This is a genomic window from Micromonospora sp. I033 (genome assembly GCF_053890995.1).
In genome coordinates this window covers 1-17,728 of the sequence record NZ_JBSSLX010000115.1, presented here as the reverse complement: position 1 = coordinate 17,728, position 17,728 = coordinate 1, and the positions used below count along the sequence as shown (strand labels likewise).

At 70.2% G+C, this 17,728-nt stretch carries 11 protein-coding genes and 1 pseudogene; 9 read left to right on the top strand and 3 right to left on the bottom strand.

The window, feature by feature from the left end; genetic code table 11:
* Window positions 1-21: 21 nt before the first annotated feature.
* The 4 genes and pseudogenes from ACW0Q9_RS19135 to ACW0Q9_RS19120 form a co-directional block, all read left to right on the top strand.
* Window positions 22-477: pseudogene (locus tag ACW0Q9_RS19135) on the top strand (replication initiator); the annotation flags it as partial.
* A 28-nt stretch (window positions 478-505) separates the two neighbouring features.
* Complete coding sequence (locus ACW0Q9_RS19130; RefSeq protein ID WP_456183155.1) at window positions 506-778, top strand: helix-turn-helix domain-containing protein; 273 nt, start codon at window positions 506-508, stop codon at window positions 776-778.
* Entirely contained in the window at window positions 778-2,049 is a 1,272-nt protein-coding gene (locus ACW0Q9_RS19125; protein WP_456183153.1) for a tyrosine-type recombinase/integrase, read from the top strand. The genes ACW0Q9_RS19130 and ACW0Q9_RS19125 overlap by 1 nt, the downstream gene beginning before the upstream one ends.
* A gap of 346 nt (window positions 2,050-2,395) precedes the next feature.
* A complete protein-coding gene (locus ACW0Q9_RS19120; protein WP_456183151.1) occupies window positions 2,396-3,205 on the top strand; it encodes an HAD family hydrolase in 810 nt (269 codons plus the stop codon).
* Window positions 3,206-3,263: 58 nt separating this feature from the next.
* On the opposite strand, the gene ACW0Q9_RS19115 is transcribed toward ACW0Q9_RS19120, so the two are convergent.
* The gene (locus tag ACW0Q9_RS19115; RefSeq protein WP_456183149.1) at window positions 3,264-4,010 is read right to left on the bottom strand and encodes an oxidoreductase; all 747 of its coding nucleotides are present in this window, start codon (window positions 4,008-4,010) and stop codon (window positions 3,264-3,266) included.
* Between the two features lie 198 nt (window positions 4,011-4,208).
* On the opposite strand from ACW0Q9_RS19115, the gene acs reads away from it, so the two are divergent.
* From acs to ACW0Q9_RS19090, 5 genes are all read left to right on the top strand, one after another.
* A complete protein-coding gene (gene acs, locus ACW0Q9_RS19110) occupies window positions 4,209-6,197 on the top strand; it encodes an acetate--CoA ligase (RefSeq protein ID WP_456183147.1) in 1,989 nt (662 codons plus the stop codon).
* Window positions 6,198-6,476: 279 nt separating this feature from the next.
* Window positions 6,477-9,269: an immune inhibitor A domain-containing protein gene (locus ACW0Q9_RS19105; protein ID WP_456183145.1), complete on the top strand. Its 2,793-nt coding sequence runs from the start codon at window positions 6,477-6,479 to the stop codon at window positions 9,267-9,269.
* 374 nt (window positions 9,270-9,643) lie between these two features.
* Window positions 9,644-11,944: an immune inhibitor A domain-containing protein gene (locus ACW0Q9_RS19100; protein ID WP_456183143.1), complete on the top strand. Its 2,301-nt coding sequence runs from the start codon at window positions 9,644-9,646 to the stop codon at window positions 11,942-11,944.
* Between the two features lie 286 nt (window positions 11,945-12,230).
* The gene (locus tag ACW0Q9_RS19095) at window positions 12,231-14,663 is read left to right on the top strand and encodes an immune inhibitor A domain-containing protein (protein ID WP_456183157.1); all 2,433 of its coding nucleotides are present in this window, start codon (window positions 12,231-12,233) and stop codon (window positions 14,661-14,663) included.
* Window positions 14,664-14,833: 170 nt separating this feature from the next.
* On the top strand, window positions 14,834-15,766 hold the full coding sequence (locus ACW0Q9_RS19090) for an alpha/beta fold hydrolase (protein WP_456183141.1): 933 nt from the start codon (window positions 14,834-14,836) through the stop codon (window positions 15,764-15,766).
* Window position 15,767: 1 nt separating this feature from the next.
* On the opposite strand, the gene ACW0Q9_RS19085 is transcribed toward ACW0Q9_RS19090, so the two are convergent.
* Window positions 15,768-16,133, bottom strand: coding sequence for a hypothetical protein (locus tag ACW0Q9_RS19085; RefSeq protein WP_456183139.1), 366 nt, complete (start codon window positions 16,131-16,133; stop codon window positions 15,768-15,770).
* Window positions 16,130-17,728, bottom strand: a 1,599-nt coding sequence (locus tag ACW0Q9_RS19080) for an SseB family protein (RefSeq protein ID WP_456183137.1), incomplete at its 5' end; no start/stop codon positions are given. The genes ACW0Q9_RS19085 and ACW0Q9_RS19080, both read right to left, overlap by 4 nt.

Here is a 17,728-nt window from a genome sequence, read left to right as displayed (position 1 = left end):
TGAAACCGAGTGCGGCGGCGCACCCACACCCGATACGCCGCCTGCCCCGTCTGCGTCGCCGTCCGTCAAGCCGCCCTTGACACCGAACCGGCCAGCAGACCCGAACCCGGCCCCTACGCCCGGCTGCGCAGGTGGGCACACATGCTCGGCTACGGCGGCCACTTCCTCACCAAAGGCCGCCGCTACTCCGTGACGTTCCGACTCCTGCGGGACACCCGCGTTGCCTACCGACGGCACGAGCACCAGGTTCACGAGCACCCCGCCGCCGGCGGCCAGCTCGTCGACCGTCTGTGTGAGGACTCCACGCTCATCGTCGGCACCCTCACCTTCGCCGGCGTCGGCTGGCACACCACCGGAGACGCACTCCTCGCCAACACCGCCGCCGCCATGGCACGAGAGCGACGAACCGCCGGCCGCGAAGAACTCGCCCACGAACACGCCACCACACCGGCCGGCACCGCGCCGGCTGCCGCCTAATCCGACAGACCTGAGGAGGTCACCGCTGATGAGCACCACCGCCCGCCCCAATCCGGTCGTCCGGCTCGTTCCCCGATCCGGTGGCACCGCTGTGGAGCCGGTCACCTACACCGTTCGCGAGGTCGCCAAGCTGCTCGGCCTGTCGCTGGGGAGCACCTACGCCCTCGTCCGCGACGGCACCATTCCGGCGACCCGCCTCGGTGGTCGCTGGCTGATCTCCCGAGCCCGCTTTCACGCCTGGCTCGACGCCGCCATCGAGCCTGCCGCCGCCACTGGCACTGATCATGGAAGGGGACGCTGATGGGCCACATCGTCAAGACTCCCGCCGGCACCTACCGGGCCAACTGGCGAGACGCGTCGGGACGACAGAAGGCAAAGACCTTCCGCACCAAGAAGGAGGCAAGCACCTTCCTGGCGCAGACGGAAGCCGCACTCAGCCAAGGCACCTACGTCAACCCGCACGCGGGCCGGACCCGCTTCGGTAATTTCGCCCAGCAGTGGCTTGCCACTAGGACGGTCGAGGCGCGAACCGCCGAGCGGACGGTCTCCATGCTCCGGGCCCATGTACTGCCGAAATGGGGTGACTGGCCGCTTGGCAAGGTCGATTTCATGTCGGTGCAGGAGTGGGTGACCGGCCTAAGCAGGGAGCTTGCCCCGACCACGGTCGCCAAGTGCTACCAGCTGCTGTCGATGATTCTTCGTACGGCCGTTCAGGCGCGGCTGATCGCCACCAACCCGGCCGAGGGGGTGAAGCTCCCGCGCGACCGGTCGCGCGACGTCAAACCGGTCACGATCAGCCGGGAGGACTTCTTCGGCAGGCTGCTCCCGGCTGTGCCGGCCCGCCATCGGGCAATAGTCTCTGCTGCTGCCGGGGCGGGCCTGCGCTGGGGCGAGTGCGCAGGGTTGGCCTGGTCGTCAGTCGACCTCGATCGTGCCGTGGTTCGCGTGGTCCAGGTCGCCGAGGAGACCCACGGTGGCATTCTGCTCCGCCCGTACCCGAAAAGCCGGGCTGGCGTCCGAACCGTGCCACTGCCGGGCTTCCTGGCGTCCGCGCTGCGCCAGCTGCACACCGAGGCCGGGGACCCGGATCCGCGAGCCCTCGTCTTCCGCGACCGGGTCGGGCGCCCGCTGCGCCGATCGAACTTCCGCCGCCGAATCTGGCTGCCCTCGCTGGTCCGCGCCGGACTGCTCGGCCAGGTTCTCAACTCCGGCCCGCACCGGTACCGCGCCGTCTGGCCGGACCGGGACGGCGTCGAGTGGTCGGCCGAGTTCACCACCGAGCGGGAGGCAATCGCCCATGTGGCGGCCGAGGCCGTCGGCGGGATGCGGTTCCACGATCTGAGACACGCCTACGCCACCTGGCTGGTTACTGACGGCGTCCCGATCAACCTGGTGCAGCGGGTCATGGGCCACGAGCAGGCGTCGACAACGCTGAATCGTTATACGCACACCCCCGCCGACTATGCCGCTCGCATCCTCGATGCCTTCACGCTGCCTGCTGACGATCTGCTGACTCCAGCCGAGGAAACGCCCTCCGAGACCGTCCTTGACGAGAATGAGGAGGGCCTGTGACCTGCGGCGGAGCAAAGATCCCGGAAAGGGACGACCCCCGTCGGGGGGAGACGGGGGTCGTCGTGAGGTTCGGCTCCGGGGGGGTCGAGCCGAACCCACTCAGCGGTCACGGGGGGTGCAACCGCCGAGGGCCTGCGCGGGCGACGGGACGCGAACGTCCGTCGCGAGCACAAGCATGCCGCAATGGACCCTTATACGTCGAGTGGTGTTCACTCCACGCAACGCTAATTTAAGGCTCATCGGTGTGACAGCCGTCACTCTCACGGGTGCACCTGCCCGACCGGCCCGTCGCCGGAGCCCCCTGGGGACCAGCCGAGCGTGACGCGTCGGGCTAGACTTTCGCGCCGTGGGCCGGAGTGCCGCTTTCTTCGATCTCGACAAGACCGTCATCGCCAAGTCGAGCGCACTGGCGTTCGGTCGGCCGTTCTACCGGGACGGGCTGATCACACGCCGTGACGTGGTCAAGTCGGCGTACGCGCAGCTGATGTTCCGGCTGGGCGGCACCGACGAGCAGACCATGGCCCGGACCCGGGACTACCTCGCCACGCTCTGCAAGGGCTGGCCGGTGGAACAGGTCCGCCAGATCGTCGCGGAGACGCTGCACGAGCTGATCAACCCCTACGTGTACGCCGAGGCCGCCGCCCTGATCGAGGAGCACCAGGCCGCCGGGCGGGACGTGGTGCTGGTCTCCGCCAGCGGCGAGGAGATGGTCCGCCCCATCGGCGAACTGCTCGGGGTGACCGACGTGATCGCCACCCGGATGGCGGTGGCGGACGGCCGCTACAGCGGGGAGGTCGAGTTCTACGCGGCCGGCCCGCGCAAGGTCGACGCCGTCGGCGAACTGGCCCTGGCACGCGGCTACGACCTCGCCGACTCGTACGCCTACTCGGACTCGTACAGCGACCGCCCGCTGCTGGAGTGCGTGGGGCACCCGACCGTGGTGAACCCGGACCGGGCGCTGCGTCGGCTGGCCGTGGAGAACTCCTGGCCGGTGCTGGAGTTCCGGCACCCGGTGCCGCTGGGCCGGCGGCTGCGGGAGCGGCCGGCCGTGCCGGTCGCCGCGGCGGCCCTCGGGGTGGGCGTCGGTGTCGCCATCGGCATCGCCTGGTACGGCCGGCACCGCCGCGGCCGCGCCGCCGCCACCCCGACCGGCTGAACGGAAGCGACTGCCCGCGGTCGGCACGGCGAAGGCCCCGGCCGGGCAGCGCGAAGGATCAGGAGGCGGCGAGGACCTCGTCGCCGATGAGCGTGATCTGCTCCGCGCCGACCTCCACGGCGGCCATGTAGTGGCGCAGCCAGGAGCGCAGCCCGTCGGGGGTGCCGGTGGCGAACGCACCGGCCGCGCCGACGTACTCGGGCTCCCGCTCCCGGTGGCCGACGTCGACGGCGACCAGCCCACGCGGGTCGAAGCCGGTGGAGATCAGCACCAGTCGGGCGGCGGCTCGCGCCACCACTCCGGACGGGCCGGCGAACGGACGCAGGTTCAGCAGTTCGCCGTGCACGACGGCGGCCAGCACCAGCGGCGGCACCTTCGTGCCCCCGGCCACCAGCCCGGCCAGCCCGTCCAGGCGGGCCGCCACCACCGGGTCGGCCACCGGTCGGCCCAGCTCGGCCTCGGCCACGACGTCGCGGGCCGCGAGCACGTGCAGCCGGGCGAGGGCCTGACGCGGCGCCTTCGGCCAGAGCTCGCTCAGCCCGGGCAGCGCCCCCGCCACGCGCAGCGCGCCCTGGAGCACCGGATCGGTGACCGTGCCCGCGCGTACCTCCTCGCGGTCGTGCACCCGGCCCTCCAGCGCGGCGCTGGCCACGGCCGAGCGCAGGCTGACCTCGGCGGCGACCTGGCCGCCCTGGCGGCGCAGGGCGCGGTGCCGGTGGGCCTGGTCGACCCGGTCGCGGGCCCGTTCGACGGCGGGCGCGATGTCGGCGAGCGCGAGCAGCGGGGCGAGCGGGTCGGTGGTCACCCCGCCACGCTAGCGATCCCCGCACCCCGCCGGAGCGCCAGCCGTCGGGAAGCGACGCGAACCACTCTCCTTACTGCTCGGCGCGCCCGAAGGGCCACTGGGCGCGTGACGGCTGGCCGGGCGGTCGCGGCGGGGGGCGCGCCGGGACTAACCTCTCCCGGGTAGGAGACGCAGGTCACGCGATGAAGGAGTCACCGCATGAGCGAGGCATTGGCCAACTTGCTGAACGAGACGCGCCAGTTCCCGCCGCCGGCCGAGCTCGCGGCGAACGCCAACGTGACCGCGGACGCGTACGGCGAGGCGGCCGAGGACCGGCTCGCCTTCTGGGAGCGCCAGGCCGGGCGGCTGCACTGGAACCGGCAGTGGGACCAGGTGCTCGACTGGTCGAACGCGCCGTTCGCGAAGTGGTTCGTGGGCGGTCAGCTCAACGTGGCGTACAACTGCCTGGACCGGCACGTGGAGGCCGGTCGCGGCGACAAGGTGGCGATCCACTGGGAGGGCGAGCCGGGTGACACCCGGACCGTCACCTACGCGGACCTGCACAAGCTCACCTGCCAGGCGGCGAACGCGCTGACCGAGCTGGGCGTCACGGCCGGCGACCGGGTGGCGATCTACCTGCCGATGATCCCGGAGGCCGCGGTGGCGATGCTCGCCTGCGCCCGGATCGGCGCCACGCACAGCGTGGTCTTCGGCGGCTTCTCGGCCGACGCGCTGACCAACCGGATCCAGGACGCCAGCGCCAAGGTGGTGATCACCGCGGACGGCGGCTTCCGCCGGGGCAAGCCCTCGGCGCTCAAGCCGACCGTCGACGAGGCGGTGGCGAACTGCCCGTCGGTGGAGCACGTGCTGGTGGTCCGCCGCACCGGCGAGGAGGTCGCCTGGTCGGCCAAGGACCACTGGTGGCACGAGACGGTGGAGACCGCCTCGCCGGAGCACGCCGCGCAGCCGTTCGACGCCGAGCACCCGCTTTACATCCTCTACACCAGCGGCACCACCGCCCGGCCGAAGGGCATCCTGCACACCACCGGCGGCTACCTCACCCAGGCGTCGTACACCACGCACGCGGTCTTCGACCTCAAGCCGGAGACCGACGTCTACTGGTGCACGGCCGACATCGGCTGGGTCACCGGGCACTCCTACATCGTCTACGGCCCGCTCTCCAACGGCGCCACCCAGGTCATGTACGAGGGCACCCCGGACACCCCGCACAAGGGCCGGTTCTGGGAGATCGTCGACAAGTACAAGGTCACCATCCTGTACACCGCGCCGACCCTGATCCGCACCATGATGAAGTGGGGCGAGGACATCCCCGCCGGCTACGACCTCTCCTCGCTGCGCCTGCTGGGCAGCGTCGGTGAGCCGATCAACCCGGAGGCGTGGATCTGGTACCGGCAGCACGTCGGCCGGGGCGAGCTGCCCGTCGTCGACACCTGGTGGCAGACCGAGACCGGCGCGATCATGATCTCCCCGCTGCCGGGTGTCACCGAGGCGAAGCCCGGCTCGGCGATGACCCCGCTGCCCGGCATCGTCGCCGACGTGGTGGACGACCAGGGCCAGTCGGTGCCCAACGGTGGGGGCGGCTACCTGGTGCTCCGGGAGCCGTGGCCGTCGATGCTGCGCACCGTCTGGGGCGACGACAACCGGTTCCTCGAGACCTACTGGTCGCGCTTCGGGGCCGGCGCCAACCACGGGGACGAGTGGGTCTACTTCGCCGGCGACGGGGCCAAGAAGGACGACGACGGGCACATCTGGCTGCTCGGCCGGGTCGACGACGTCATGCTGGTGTCCGGCCACAACATCTCCACCACCGAGGTGGAGTCGGCGCTGGTCAGCCACCCGTCGGTGGCCGAGGCGGCGGTGGTCGGCGCGACCGACCCGACCACCGGCCAGGCGATCGTGGCGTTCGCCATCCCGCGCGGGAGCACGGAGATCTCCGGCGAGGCCGGCGAGCAGCTCATCGCCGACCTGCGCAACCACGTGGCCAAGACGCTCGGCCCGATCGCCAAGCCGCGGCAGATCATGCTGGTGCCGGAGCTGCCGAAGACCCGATCCGGCAAGATCATGCGCCGGCTGCTGCGGGACGTGGCGGAGAACCGGTCGCTCGGCGACGTCACCACGCTCCAGGACTCCTCGGTGATGGACCTGATCTCCTCCGGCATGGGCGGCGGCAGGTCCGACGAGGACTGACGGCAGGCAGCACGAGCACCACGCGAGGTGGGTGACGGCCGGACGGGCGTCACCCACCTCGCGCTGTTTCTGACGCTTACCGACGGCACGGGACCATGCGGCGTCACATCGGTCGGTCGGATGAGGCGGGCAAAGCTGAACGGACACAGCCGAGCCCCAGCCCTGTCGTTGATCTCCGTTCTGATTTAGTTTCACGCAGGTCGGGTCGCTTTGATGACCGTCACATTGATGACGAGCGGCAACCGACTTCCTCCCCCCATGCCCGAGAAACGGAGCGGCATGAACAGAAATCCGCAGTCCGGGTCGCGTCGACGCCTACTCGTCGCGCTGCCCGCCATCGCCCTCGCCGCCACGTCATTGACCGTGACGGGCAGCGCGGCCGCCCAGAGCGCCGGCACCGCCGGAGCCACGATCGGGGCGAGCGATTACTACATCAACTACGCCGAGCCTGAGGTCCAGCCGGACACGGCGGGCAAGGAGGTCAAGGGCAAGGACGGGGTCTACACCAGTCCGGTCGACGCGGCGCGGGCCTACGACCGCAAGTTCGCCGGCGGCAACCCGAAGGCCGCGCGGCAGCTGGCCAAGCTGGAGGCCCAGGCGATCAAGACGGGGAAGAGCCCCCGGCAGATCAAGCAGGCCAAGGGCACCCAGACCGCCAAGCTGCTCACCCTGCTGGTGGAGTTCAACGACAAGGCGAACGACGACTTCACCAACGTGTACGTGCCGAAGACGGTTTTCGAGGACCGGAGCTGTGTCCTCGGCACCGTGCAGAACGGCCCGAAGCACAACCAGATCCCCAACCCGGCCACCCTGCCGCACAAGGACAACAACTCGATGTGGGTGCCGGACTTCTCCCCGGCGCACTACGACAAGATGCTCTACACCAAGGAGGGCATCACCGAGCGGGTCCGCACGGACCTGACCGGGCCGGACGGCAAGCCGGGTGTCGACATTTCCGGGCGCACGATGCACAACATGTACCTGGAGATGTCCAAGGGCGCGTACACGGTGGACGGGCAGGCCAGCCCGTGGATCACCGTGCCGCACTCGGAGGGCTGGTACGCGGCCTCGCGCTGCTTCCAGGACGAGAACGGCAACTGGGTCGCCGGTCGTGAGCAGTCGATGAACGGTCACCCGGACAACCCGCAGGGCGCCGGCCGGCTCGCCACCGACGCGGTGGACGCGCTGGCCAAGATGGACCCGAACTTCCCGTGGGCCGACTACGACATCGAGGACCAGGGCGACGCCGACGGTGACGGCAACGTCAACGAGCCGGACGGCGTGATCGACCACCTGGTGCTGGTGCACGCCAACCAGGGCAAGTCCCGCGGTGGCGGCGACGTGGGCGTCTACTCGGTCTGGGCGCACTCCTCGACGGTGGCCGGCGGCTACACCATCCCGGGCACCGACAAGAAGGTCGCGAACTACATCGTGCAGCCCGAGGACGCCGGCGTCGGCGTGTTCGCTCACGAGTTCGGTCACGACCTCGGCCTGCCGGACCTCTACGACACCTCCGGCAACGCCGACTCGGACGTCGACTTCTGGGACCTGATGGCCTCGGGCTCGCACAGCGGTGAGATCTTCCAGGCGCTGCCCACCCACATGGGCCTCTGGGACAAGTGGGTGCTCGGCTGGGCCGACCCGCTGCAGCTCAACCCGGGTGACGACCCGCGCTCGGTGCAGCTGGGCCAGACCTCGAACACCCCGGTCGGCACCAAGGACGGCATCAAGATCAACCTGCCGAACAAGGTGATCACCCTGGCGGAGCCGCACAGCGGCACCAACATGTGGTACTCCGGGGCCGACCAGGACTGGGCGGACGTCAAGCTGAGCCGGACGGTGACCGTCCCGAACGCCGCGGACGCGAAGTTCTGGATGTGGAACAACTACGTCATCGAGGCGGACTGGGACTACGGCTTCCTGGAGGTCTCCACCAACGGTGGCGCCACCTGGTCGGAGCAGAAGGTCTACGACGCCACCGGCAAGGTCGTCACCACCCCCGACGGGTACGCCGACCCGAACGGCCGCATGGTCGACTTCGGCAACAAGAAGTACGGCCTGACCGGCAGCACGGGCGGCTGGCGTCACGACTACGTCGACCTGTCGGCGTTCGCCGGGCAGACCATCCAGGTCCGGCTGCGGTACGCCACCGACGAGGCGTTCGTGGAGCGCGGCTGGTTCGCCGACGACTTCTCGGTCACCGGCGGTGGCGCCACCACCTGGAGCGACGACGTCGAGGGCGGCGCCAACGGCTGGACCCAGACCGGCGGCACCTTCACCGACACCACCGGCGCGGGCTGGCACGTCGACTCGGGCACCCAGACCAAGGCGCACTACTACCTGGCCGAGTGGCGCAACTTCGACGGCTTCGACAAGGGCCTGAAGTACGCGTACGACACGGTCTACTCGCACGAGGCGTGGAAGGTCGACAAGCTCTCCTACAACGCCCCGGGCATGCTGGTCTGGTACCGGGACACCGTGCTCGGCGACGTCAACCACGTCACCGCGCAGATGACCGCGCTGCCCAGCTACGGGGCCAAGGGCGGGCTGCTGATCGTCGACTCCCACAACGACCCGCTGCGCCGGCAGGGCGAGGCGGCCGTCAAGGACCCGTCGGTGCTGGACAACCTGCCCAGCCGCCCGCAGTCGGCCAACGCGGCCTTCTCGCTGGGCTCCACGTACCCCTTCAAGGAGTGCCTGGAGGCGGCCGACGAGCCGTACAGCGAGTACTGCACCAACTTCCCGGCCCAGGCCCCGGTCCCGGCGTTCAGCGACGCCAAGGGCTGGTACCCGGGCATCGAGATCCGCAACGGCTCCGCGTACGCCCGGGACAACGACGCCTCCGTCGTCATCCCGTCGAAGGGCAACGCGAAGTACACCACCCGGGTGACCAACCCCGACGGCACGCCGGCTCCGGCGTACTACGGGGCCACCCTGGGCGGCGGGGCGATCGTGCTCGGCACCGGCAACCCCGGTGACGCGGGCGTCGCCTACGGCGTCTCGATCACCATCAAGGGAGCCGCCAAGGACAACTCGTACGCCACGGTGTACGTGACCACGGCGACCCCGTGACCTGACACGCCGAGGGCGCGTCGGAACCACACGACGGGGCCCGTCTGGAGCAAACTGCTCCGGACGGGCCCCGTCCGTCTTACGCGCCGACAAATTTTCTTCCGCGCCGTGTGACATTTTCGCGGGCGTCTGCGCTCCCCTTTGGGGACCTCATAATCGCCGTCACTCTCGGTGATCGTGGCCGAAACGTGATGTAAATCCGGGCCGAGGAGCTGGGCGTTTTCGCCCCGAAATGCCCGGCAAAAGAGCGCGTTCCTCGGGTGATTGACCGGTGACAACGATGCAAACACCTGTCATTGTGAGTGACGCATGACATGACAGTGATGGCTTTGGCTGTCGCCGTCATGTAACAGATCCACAAAGGAGGAGGACCTTTGAGGAGACGAGTCACAGCGGGCCTGGCCTCGGCCGCGGCCGCGCTGCTGGCAGCCGGTGTCGTCTCGACGCCGGCGTCCGCCGCCCCGGCGGCGGAGCCCACCCCCGGCGTCGAGAAGGCCAAGCACAAGGACAACCTGCCGGATCCGAAGGCGGATCAGCAGCGGGAGCTCAAGAAGCAGGCGATCTCCGACCTGCTCCAGGGCAAGGCCAAGCTTCAGACGCGCAACGGCTCGAAGGTCATCCAGGTCAAGGACGACCTCTTCGTCGAGTACCAGCAGGCCCCGAAGACCGACCCGATCTTCACCATGCTGGTCAACTTCGGCGACAAGACCGACCCCCGCACCGGCGGAACTCCCGGCCCGGTGGTCAACCAGATCCCCGAGCCGGACCGCAACTGGGACGGCAGCTCCACCGACGACAACAGCACCCTGTGGCGCTCGGACTTCCACCGCGAGCACTACATGGACATGTTCTACGGTGAGGGCGAGTCGTTCCGGGACTTCTACCTCAAGCAGTCCGGCGGCCGGTACACCGTCAGCGGTGACGTCAGCGACTGGATCACCGTTCCCTACAACGAGGCCCGGTACGGCAGCAACGCCATCTCCGAGGCCGACGGCTACTGGAACTTCGTCAAGGACACCGCCACGTCCTGGTACGACTCCCAGGTGAAGGCCGGCAAGACGCCGCAGCAGATCAAGGACTACCTGGCCCAGTTCGACATCTGGGACCGGTACGACTTCGACGGCGACGGCAACTTCAACGAGGCCGACGGCTACATCGACCACTTCCAGGCGGTGCACGCCGGTGAGGGCGAGGAGGCCGGCGGCGGCGCCCAGGGCGAGGACGCCATCTGGTCGCACCGCTGGGCGGCGTTCACCAACCTCGAGGGCAAGGCCGGCCCGGCCGGCAACCTCGCGGGCGGTGTGCAGATCGGCGACACCGGGATGTGGATCCGTGACTACACCACGGAGCCGGAGAACGGCGGCCTCGGCGTCTTCGCCCACGAGTACGGTCACGACCTCGGTCTGCCGGACCTGTACGACACCGCGGGCGGCGACAACGGCGTCGGCTTCTGGAGCCTGATGTCCTCCGGTTCGTGGCTCGGCCACGGCACCGACGACATCGGTTCGACCCCGGGCTACATGGACCCGTGGTCGAAGCTCTTCCTGGGCTGGCTGAACTACACCACGGTCGACTACGGCAAGGGCAGCACCCAGGTGACCCTGGGCCCGGCCGGCGACAGCGACGGGCCGAAGGCCCAGGCGGTCGTCGTCAACCTGCCCTCGCAGACGCAGACCACGAGCTACAACACGCCGTTCGGCGGGTCGTACGAGTGGTGGGGCGGCAGCGCGGACGACCTGAACGCCACGCTGACCCGCACCCTGGACCTGACCGGCGCCACCACCGCGTCGCTCACCTCCAAGCTGCAGTACGACATCGAAGAGGACTACGACTACCTCTACGCCGAGGTGTCCACCAACGGTGGCGCCACCTGGACCGACCTGAAGAACAACCTGGTCGACTCCGGTGACAGCGGCATCGACGGTTCCAGCAACGGCGCGTGGGTCGACTCGACCTACGACCTGTCGGCGTACGCCGGCCAGTCGGTGCTGTTCCGTTACCGCTACGCGACCGACGGCGGCGTGCACTTCGCCGGTCCGTTCCTGGACAACGTCTCGCTGACCAAGAACGGCTCGGTCGCGTGGACCGACGACGCGGAGACCCTCGCCGCGGAGTGGACCGCCAAGGGTTGGACCCGGATCACCGGCTCGGTGACCGACACCTACCCGCGCTTCTACATCGCCGAGAACCGGACCTACTTCGGTTACGACGACACGCTGCGGACCGGCCCGTACAACTACGGGTTCGCCAGCCGCCCGAACTGGGTGGAGCGCTTCTCCAACCACCAGGGCATGCTGGTGTGGTACGTGAACTACGCGTACGGCGACAACAACACCTCGCAGCACCCGGGCTACGGCCTGAACCTGCCGGTGGACGTCCGTCCCGACAAGATCAATGTCGGCGGGCAGGGCACCATCACCAACCGGCGCAACGGCTACGACGCCACGTTCAGCCTGTACGCCAAGCCGGCGCAGACCTTCCACCGGAACGACGTGGCGGTCACCGTGCCGGAGCTCGAGCCGCAGCCGATCTTCAGCGACAAGGGCATCGGCAAGTACTGGAACTCGGGCAACCCGTGGAACTCGGTGAAGGTGGCCGGCACCGGCACCACCATCGAGATCCTGAAGCAGGGCACCACCCCGACCAGCGACATGGTCGTCAAGGTCACCAACTGATCGGGTAGCACCAGACCGGAGGGGCCGGTGGCGGCGACGCCACCGGCCCCTTTCGCGTACCCCGAAGCCTTTCGCCCCAGCTCAACCCCGGCCGATCGACCGACCCCGATGTGACGGTGCGGAGCGTTCCCAACAAAAACTTGCTACAAATCGACGCACCTGTCTTCCCACGCGTCACGGGAATGTCTATCTTCACCAGTGGTCCCACTAGTGGGACCTTCCACCGACCCGTACCCCCGTTGGGTCGGTTCCCTCACACCGGAGGTACCACGTGCGCAAAGTCGCAGTGGGTCTGCTCGGGCTTTCGCTGACGGCGACGGGACTGGTGGCGGGCACGACCGCCAGCGCCGCGCCGGCGCCGAAGCTCCCGGCCGCCGCTCCGTCGGTGGCCGAGCCGCAGGCCGCACACGATCTGCCGGACAAGCTCGAGGACAAGCGGCGGGCGCTCCGCCAGGAGGGCCTCAGCGAGGTCCTGTCCGGCCGGGCCAAGGCCCAGAAGATCAACGGCAGCACCGTCGTCAAGGTCGGCGAGACCGCCGGCGGCGCGGCGGCGGCAGCCGGCGCCCGGACCGCCAGCAACAAGGCGGGCAAGAAGGACCAGTACGTCGAGCTGGCCCGGGAACGGACCGACAAGATCTTCGTGATCCTCGCCGAGTTCGGCGACGAGCGCGACCCGGCCTACCCGGACAAGGACACCAACCCGGACATCGCCGGTCCGGGCCGGTTCGACGGGCCGCGACACAACGAGATTCCGCAGCCCAACCGGGCGGTGGACAATTCCACCGTCTGGCAGGCCGACTACAGCGCCGACTACTTCCGGCAGCTGTACTTCGGCACCAACCCGGGCGACGAGTCGCTCAAGCAGTACTACGAGGCCCAGTCGTCCGGCCGCTACACGGTGGACGGCGAGGTCACCGACTGGGTGAAGGTCAAGTACAACGCCGCCCGCTACGGCCGCTCGGACGACCCGATCGCCGACGACTCGGACGACCCGGCCAACGACCCGGCGGTCTGCGCGGACAACGTCTGCCCGAACACCTGGGACCTGATCCGCGACGCCGCCAACCAGTGGGTCGCCGACCAGAAGGCCAAGGGCCGCACCGACGCCCAGATCAAGGCCGACATGCAGTCGTTCGACCAGTGGGACCGGTTCGACTACGACGGCGACGGCAACTTCAACGAGTCGGACGGCTACATCGACCACTTCCAGATCGTCCACTCCGGCGGCGACCAGGCCGACGGTGACCCGCACCAGGGTGAGGACGCGATCTGGAGCCACCGCTGGGCGGCCTACAACACGTCCCGCGTCGGCCCGCCGAACTTCCCGATCGGCGGCACCGAGATCGGCAACACCGGCGTCTGGATCCGCGACTACACGATCCAGCCGGAGAACGGTGGCCGCAGCGTCTTCTACCACGAGTACGGCCACGACCTCGGTCTGCCGGACGACTACAACGTCATCAGTGGTGGGGACAACAACAACGAGCACTGGACCCTGATGGCCCAGAGCCGGCTCAGCGGCAAGAACGACGCGGGCATCGGCGAGCGCGGCGGCGACCTCGGCGCCTGGAACAAGCTCCAGCTCGGCTGGCTCGACTACGAGGTGGTCAAGGCCGGGCAGAAGCGCGACCTGAACCTGGGCCCGCAGGAGTACAACTCCAAGAAGGCGCAGGCCGCGGTCGTGGTGCTGCCGCAGCGGGAGTACACCTTCCAGTACGGCGCTCCGTTCGAGGGCACCAAGCAGTACTTCTCCGGCAACGACGACGACCTGGACAACACCATGACCAGGACGCTCGACTTCACCGGGAAGACCTCGGCGGCGCTGTCCATGAAGGGCCGCTTCAACATCGAGACCGGCTACGACTACCTCTTCTTCGAGGCGTCGCTGGACGGCGGCAAGACCTGGACCGCGCTGCCCGGCACGGTCAACGGCAAGCCGATCCCGCCGGTGTCCAACACCGACCCGACGCCGGGCCTGACCGGCAGCAGCGCGGGCAAGTGGGTGGACATCAACATCCCGATGGACGTGGCCGCGGGCAAGGTCGCGCAGTTCCGCTTCCACTACATCACCGACGGTGGTGTCTCCTCGGGCGGCTTCTTCGGTGACGCCATCACCGTGACCGCCGACGGCCAGACCCTGCTCAGCGACGGCGCCGAGACCGGTGCCGGGGACTGGGCGCTCGACGGCTGGAGCATCACCGGGGAGAGCTACACCCGGCTCTTCGACAACTACTACATCGCCGGCAACCGGTCGTACGTCTCGTACGACAAGTACCTGAAGACCGGCCCGTACTTCTTCGGCTACGCGAACACCCGCCCGGACTGGGTGGACCACTACGCGTACCAGGAGGGTCTGCTGATCTCGTACTGGAACCTCCGGTACGCGGACAACGACACGTTCGCCCACCCGGGCGAGGGTCGTAACCTGATCATCGACGCGCACCCGCGGCCGATCTACAACCTGACCGGCGCCCCGTGGCGGGCCCGCGTCCAGGTCTACGACGCGCCGTTCAGCCTGAAGAAGGCGGACTCGTTCACGCTGCACCTCAACAGCCAGCCGCAGTACATCCGTGGCCAGGCCGCGCAGCCGCTGTTCGACGACACCAAGAAGTACTGGTACGAGGAGCTGCCGAACCACGGCGTCAAGCTCCCGGCCGCCGGTGTGAAGATCAAGGTTCTCCAGCAGGACGGCACCTCGCTGAAGGTCCGCTTCTCCTGAGCCGCTGATCACCGCTACACCACGCGATGCCCGGGCAGGTCACCTGCCCGGGCATCGCCCTTTCCGGCTCCCGGCCGGTCGCGCGCCCGGCCCGGTGCCGTCCCGGAGAATCCCCTGATCCTCCCCACCTGCGGGGCCGCCCGCCCGGTGCCCGCCCTAGGCTGTGCCCCATGACCGACCAGCGTGGCGGACCCGTCGACGAGTCCTGCGTGCTCCCCGAGGGGCCGTGGACGCACCGGTTCGTCGGCGCCAACGGCAGCCGCTTCCACGTCGTCGAGGCCGGCACCGGCCCCATGGTGCTCTTCCTGCACGGCTTCCCCGAATACTGGTACGCCTGGCACGAGATGCTGCCGGCGGTCGCCGACGCCGGCTTCCGCGCGGTCGCCGTCGACCTGCGCGGTTACGGCGCGAGCGACAAGCCACCCCGGGGGTACGACGGTTACACCCTCGCCGCCGACGTGGCCGGGCTGATCCGCGCCCTGGGCGAACGGTCGGCCACCCTGGTGGGCAGCGGCGCCGGCGGCCTCATCGCCTGGACCGCCGCCTCGTTCCACCCCACCCTGGTCCGGCGGCTCGTGGTGCTCGGCGCACCGCACCCGCTCCGGCTCCGGGCCGCCATCTTCGCCGACCCGCGCGGCCAGTTCACCGCGTCCACCCCCACGCTGAAGTTCCAGCTGCCCCGCTACGAGCACGTGCTGACCCGCGACGACGCCGCCGAAGTGGAGGAGATGCTGCGCCGCTGGGGCGGGCCGCGCTGGGTGAACGGCCCCGACTTCGACGCGTACGCCCGGTGCTGCCGGGTGGCCATGCAGATCCCGCAGGCGGCGTTCTGCGCGATGGAGGGCTACCGCTGGGCGTTCCGGTCGGTGCTGCGGCTGCACGGCTACCGGTTCGTCCGGCTGATGCAGAAGCCGCTGGTCACCCCGACCCTCCAGTTGCACGGCGCGCTCGACCGGGCCTCGCTGCCGCGCACCGCCCAGGGCTCCGGCCGCTACGTCACCGCCCCCTACGAGTGGCGGCTGCTCGACGGGGTGGGGCACTTCCCGCACGTCGAGGCCCGGGACCTGGTGCTCGGCGAGATCCTGCGCTGGACGAAGTCCTGACTCAGACCCGCTGCTCGCGCAGGTCGGTCACCTCGTTTGCGGGCGCCCACCCCTGGTAGACGCCGAAGTCGAAGACCTCCAGCCCCATCCTCTGGGCCACCGGCCAGCGGCCGCCGGTGTACTCCACCCGCAGCCAGCCGTCGTGCTCGGCCAGCACGATGAACGGCTGCCCCTGCCAGGTGCAGGTGGTCCGCACGTACGCCAGGTCCTCGACCTCGGCGGCCGGCACCACCCGGACGTGCCGGCCGGGGCGTATCTCGGTGAAGCCCTCGCCCGGTTCCGGCTGGTACAGGCGGACGTCGCCGCCGTCCGGGCTGGCCTGGTACTCCCGGCCCCGCCAGCGGGCCACGTAGCCGTCGCGGGTCACGCCTCATCCGCCTTACGCCAGAGCAGCGCGTCGGTGTCCAGCACCGCGACCACCCGCTCGCTGCGGTCCGCGCCGATCCGCCACAGCTCGGCGCCGTGCGGCAGCCGGGCACTGTCCACCTTGAACTCGGCGACCACGTCACTGCTCTCGCCCGGTGCGAAGCCGTTGCCGCGGAACGGGGGCCGCTCGATCACCCAGCCCTCCATGGCCCGCATGGCGCCCTCGTTCTGCCCGCCGTACGGGATGCGGTAGAGGCTCGGCCGGTGGGCCGGCCAGCGCAGCACGTAGATCTCCTCGGCGTCCCGGGAGAACGGTGAGCCGGGGTGGCCGAGACCGAGCGCGTCGTACAGCTCGGCCGGCGTGCGGAGGTGGGCCAGCTCGCTCGCCCGGTGCACGAAGCCGGAGACCCGGTCGTAGCCGCGCTCCAGGTAGTAGGCGAGCTGGCTCGGGGCGATCGCCTTCTGCATGGTCACCGGGCGGGTCGGATCCACCGGCGGCGGGGTGGGCCGGGGCTCGGCCGCCGGTGCCGGTCCGGTGGCGGGCGGCTCCGGCTCGGTCTCCGGATCGTCGCCCAGCCCCACCTCGGCGGCCCAGTTGGCCAGTGCGAGGACCTGCTCCCCCGGGTACGTCGCCCCGACCGGGGTGCCCGGGTTCAGCGCGAACGACCAGCTCACGTCCGGCCAGCGGCGGATGAGCTGGACGAACTTGACCCGTAACGTCTCGGTCGGGCCGGCGGCCCGGTCCGCCAGCCGCTCGGGCGAGGTGTAGACCACCACGTACGTCCCGCCGTCGATCTGCTCCGTGCACCAGACGAAGCCGGGGTCACCCGGCCGGCTGCCCACCGCCGAGTCGGCCGCGACCGGCAGCAGCACCCGGGCGAGCAGCAGCGTGGTGAGGAAGCCGTCGGTGCTGCCGCTGCCCGCCGCGGTCAGCAGCTCCTCCTCCACCTCGTTCGCCGGCACGAAGTCGGCTTCCCGGGCGCCGGGCCCACCGTCCCCCGCGGACGGCGTGCCGGCGGTCGTCGGCTTCTCCGGCGGCCCGGTCGCGGCGGTGGGCGCGAACACCGACGTGGTCGGCTCGTCGGCGGTGGCGGCCGGCGCGACCAGCGGCACGTCCGGCTGCGCGGGCGGCTCGAACAGCGACGCGGTCGGCTCGGGCACCGGCGCGGGCGGCGCGAACAGCGACGTGGTCGGCTCGTCCGCCGGAGTGGTCGGCGCGAACACGGACGTGGTCAGCTCGTCCGCCGGAGTGGTCGGCGCGAACACCGACGTGGTCGGCTCCTCCGCCGGGATGGTCGGCGCGAACCGCGACGTGGCGGGCTCGGGTGCCGGGGACGTCGGGGCGAACAGCGACGCCGTCGCCTCGTCCGCCGCCGCGCCACGGTCGGACGAGGACTCCGTCGGGGCGGCGGGCGGCCCCACCAGCGGCGCGGTCGGCTCCCGGCCGGCAGCCTCGCCGGAGCCGGCAGGGGTGAACAGCGACGCGCGCCGGTCGTCCGCCGGCTCCGGCCGGGACGGGCCGAACAGCGGCACGGCGGGCGTGTCGTGGACCCGGTCCCTCGTGGGGGCGGCCGCCGCGGCCGGGAGGTCGAAGGG

What these genes read in the sequence shown, in the direction of transcription:
- ACW0Q9_RS19125 (WP_456183153.1), top strand. Translation starts at nt 778, where the DNA reads ATGGGCCACATCGTCAAGACTCCCGCCGGCACCTACCGGGCCAACTGG.
- ACW0Q9_RS19090 (WP_456183141.1), top strand. Translation starts at nt 14,834, where the DNA reads ATGACCGACCAGCGTGGCGGACCCGTCGACGAGTCCTGCGTGCTCCCC.
- ACW0Q9_RS19130 (WP_456183155.1), top strand. Translation starts at nt 506, where the DNA reads ATGAGCACCACCGCCCGCCCCAATCCGGTCGTCCGGCTCGTTCCCCGA.
- acs (WP_456183147.1), top strand. Translation starts at nt 4,209, where the DNA reads ATGAGCGAGGCATTGGCCAACTTGCTGAACGAGACGCGCCAGTTCCCG.
- ACW0Q9_RS19105 (WP_456183145.1), top strand. Translation starts at nt 6,477, where the DNA reads ATGAACAGAAATCCGCAGTCCGGGTCGCGTCGACGCCTACTCGTCGCG.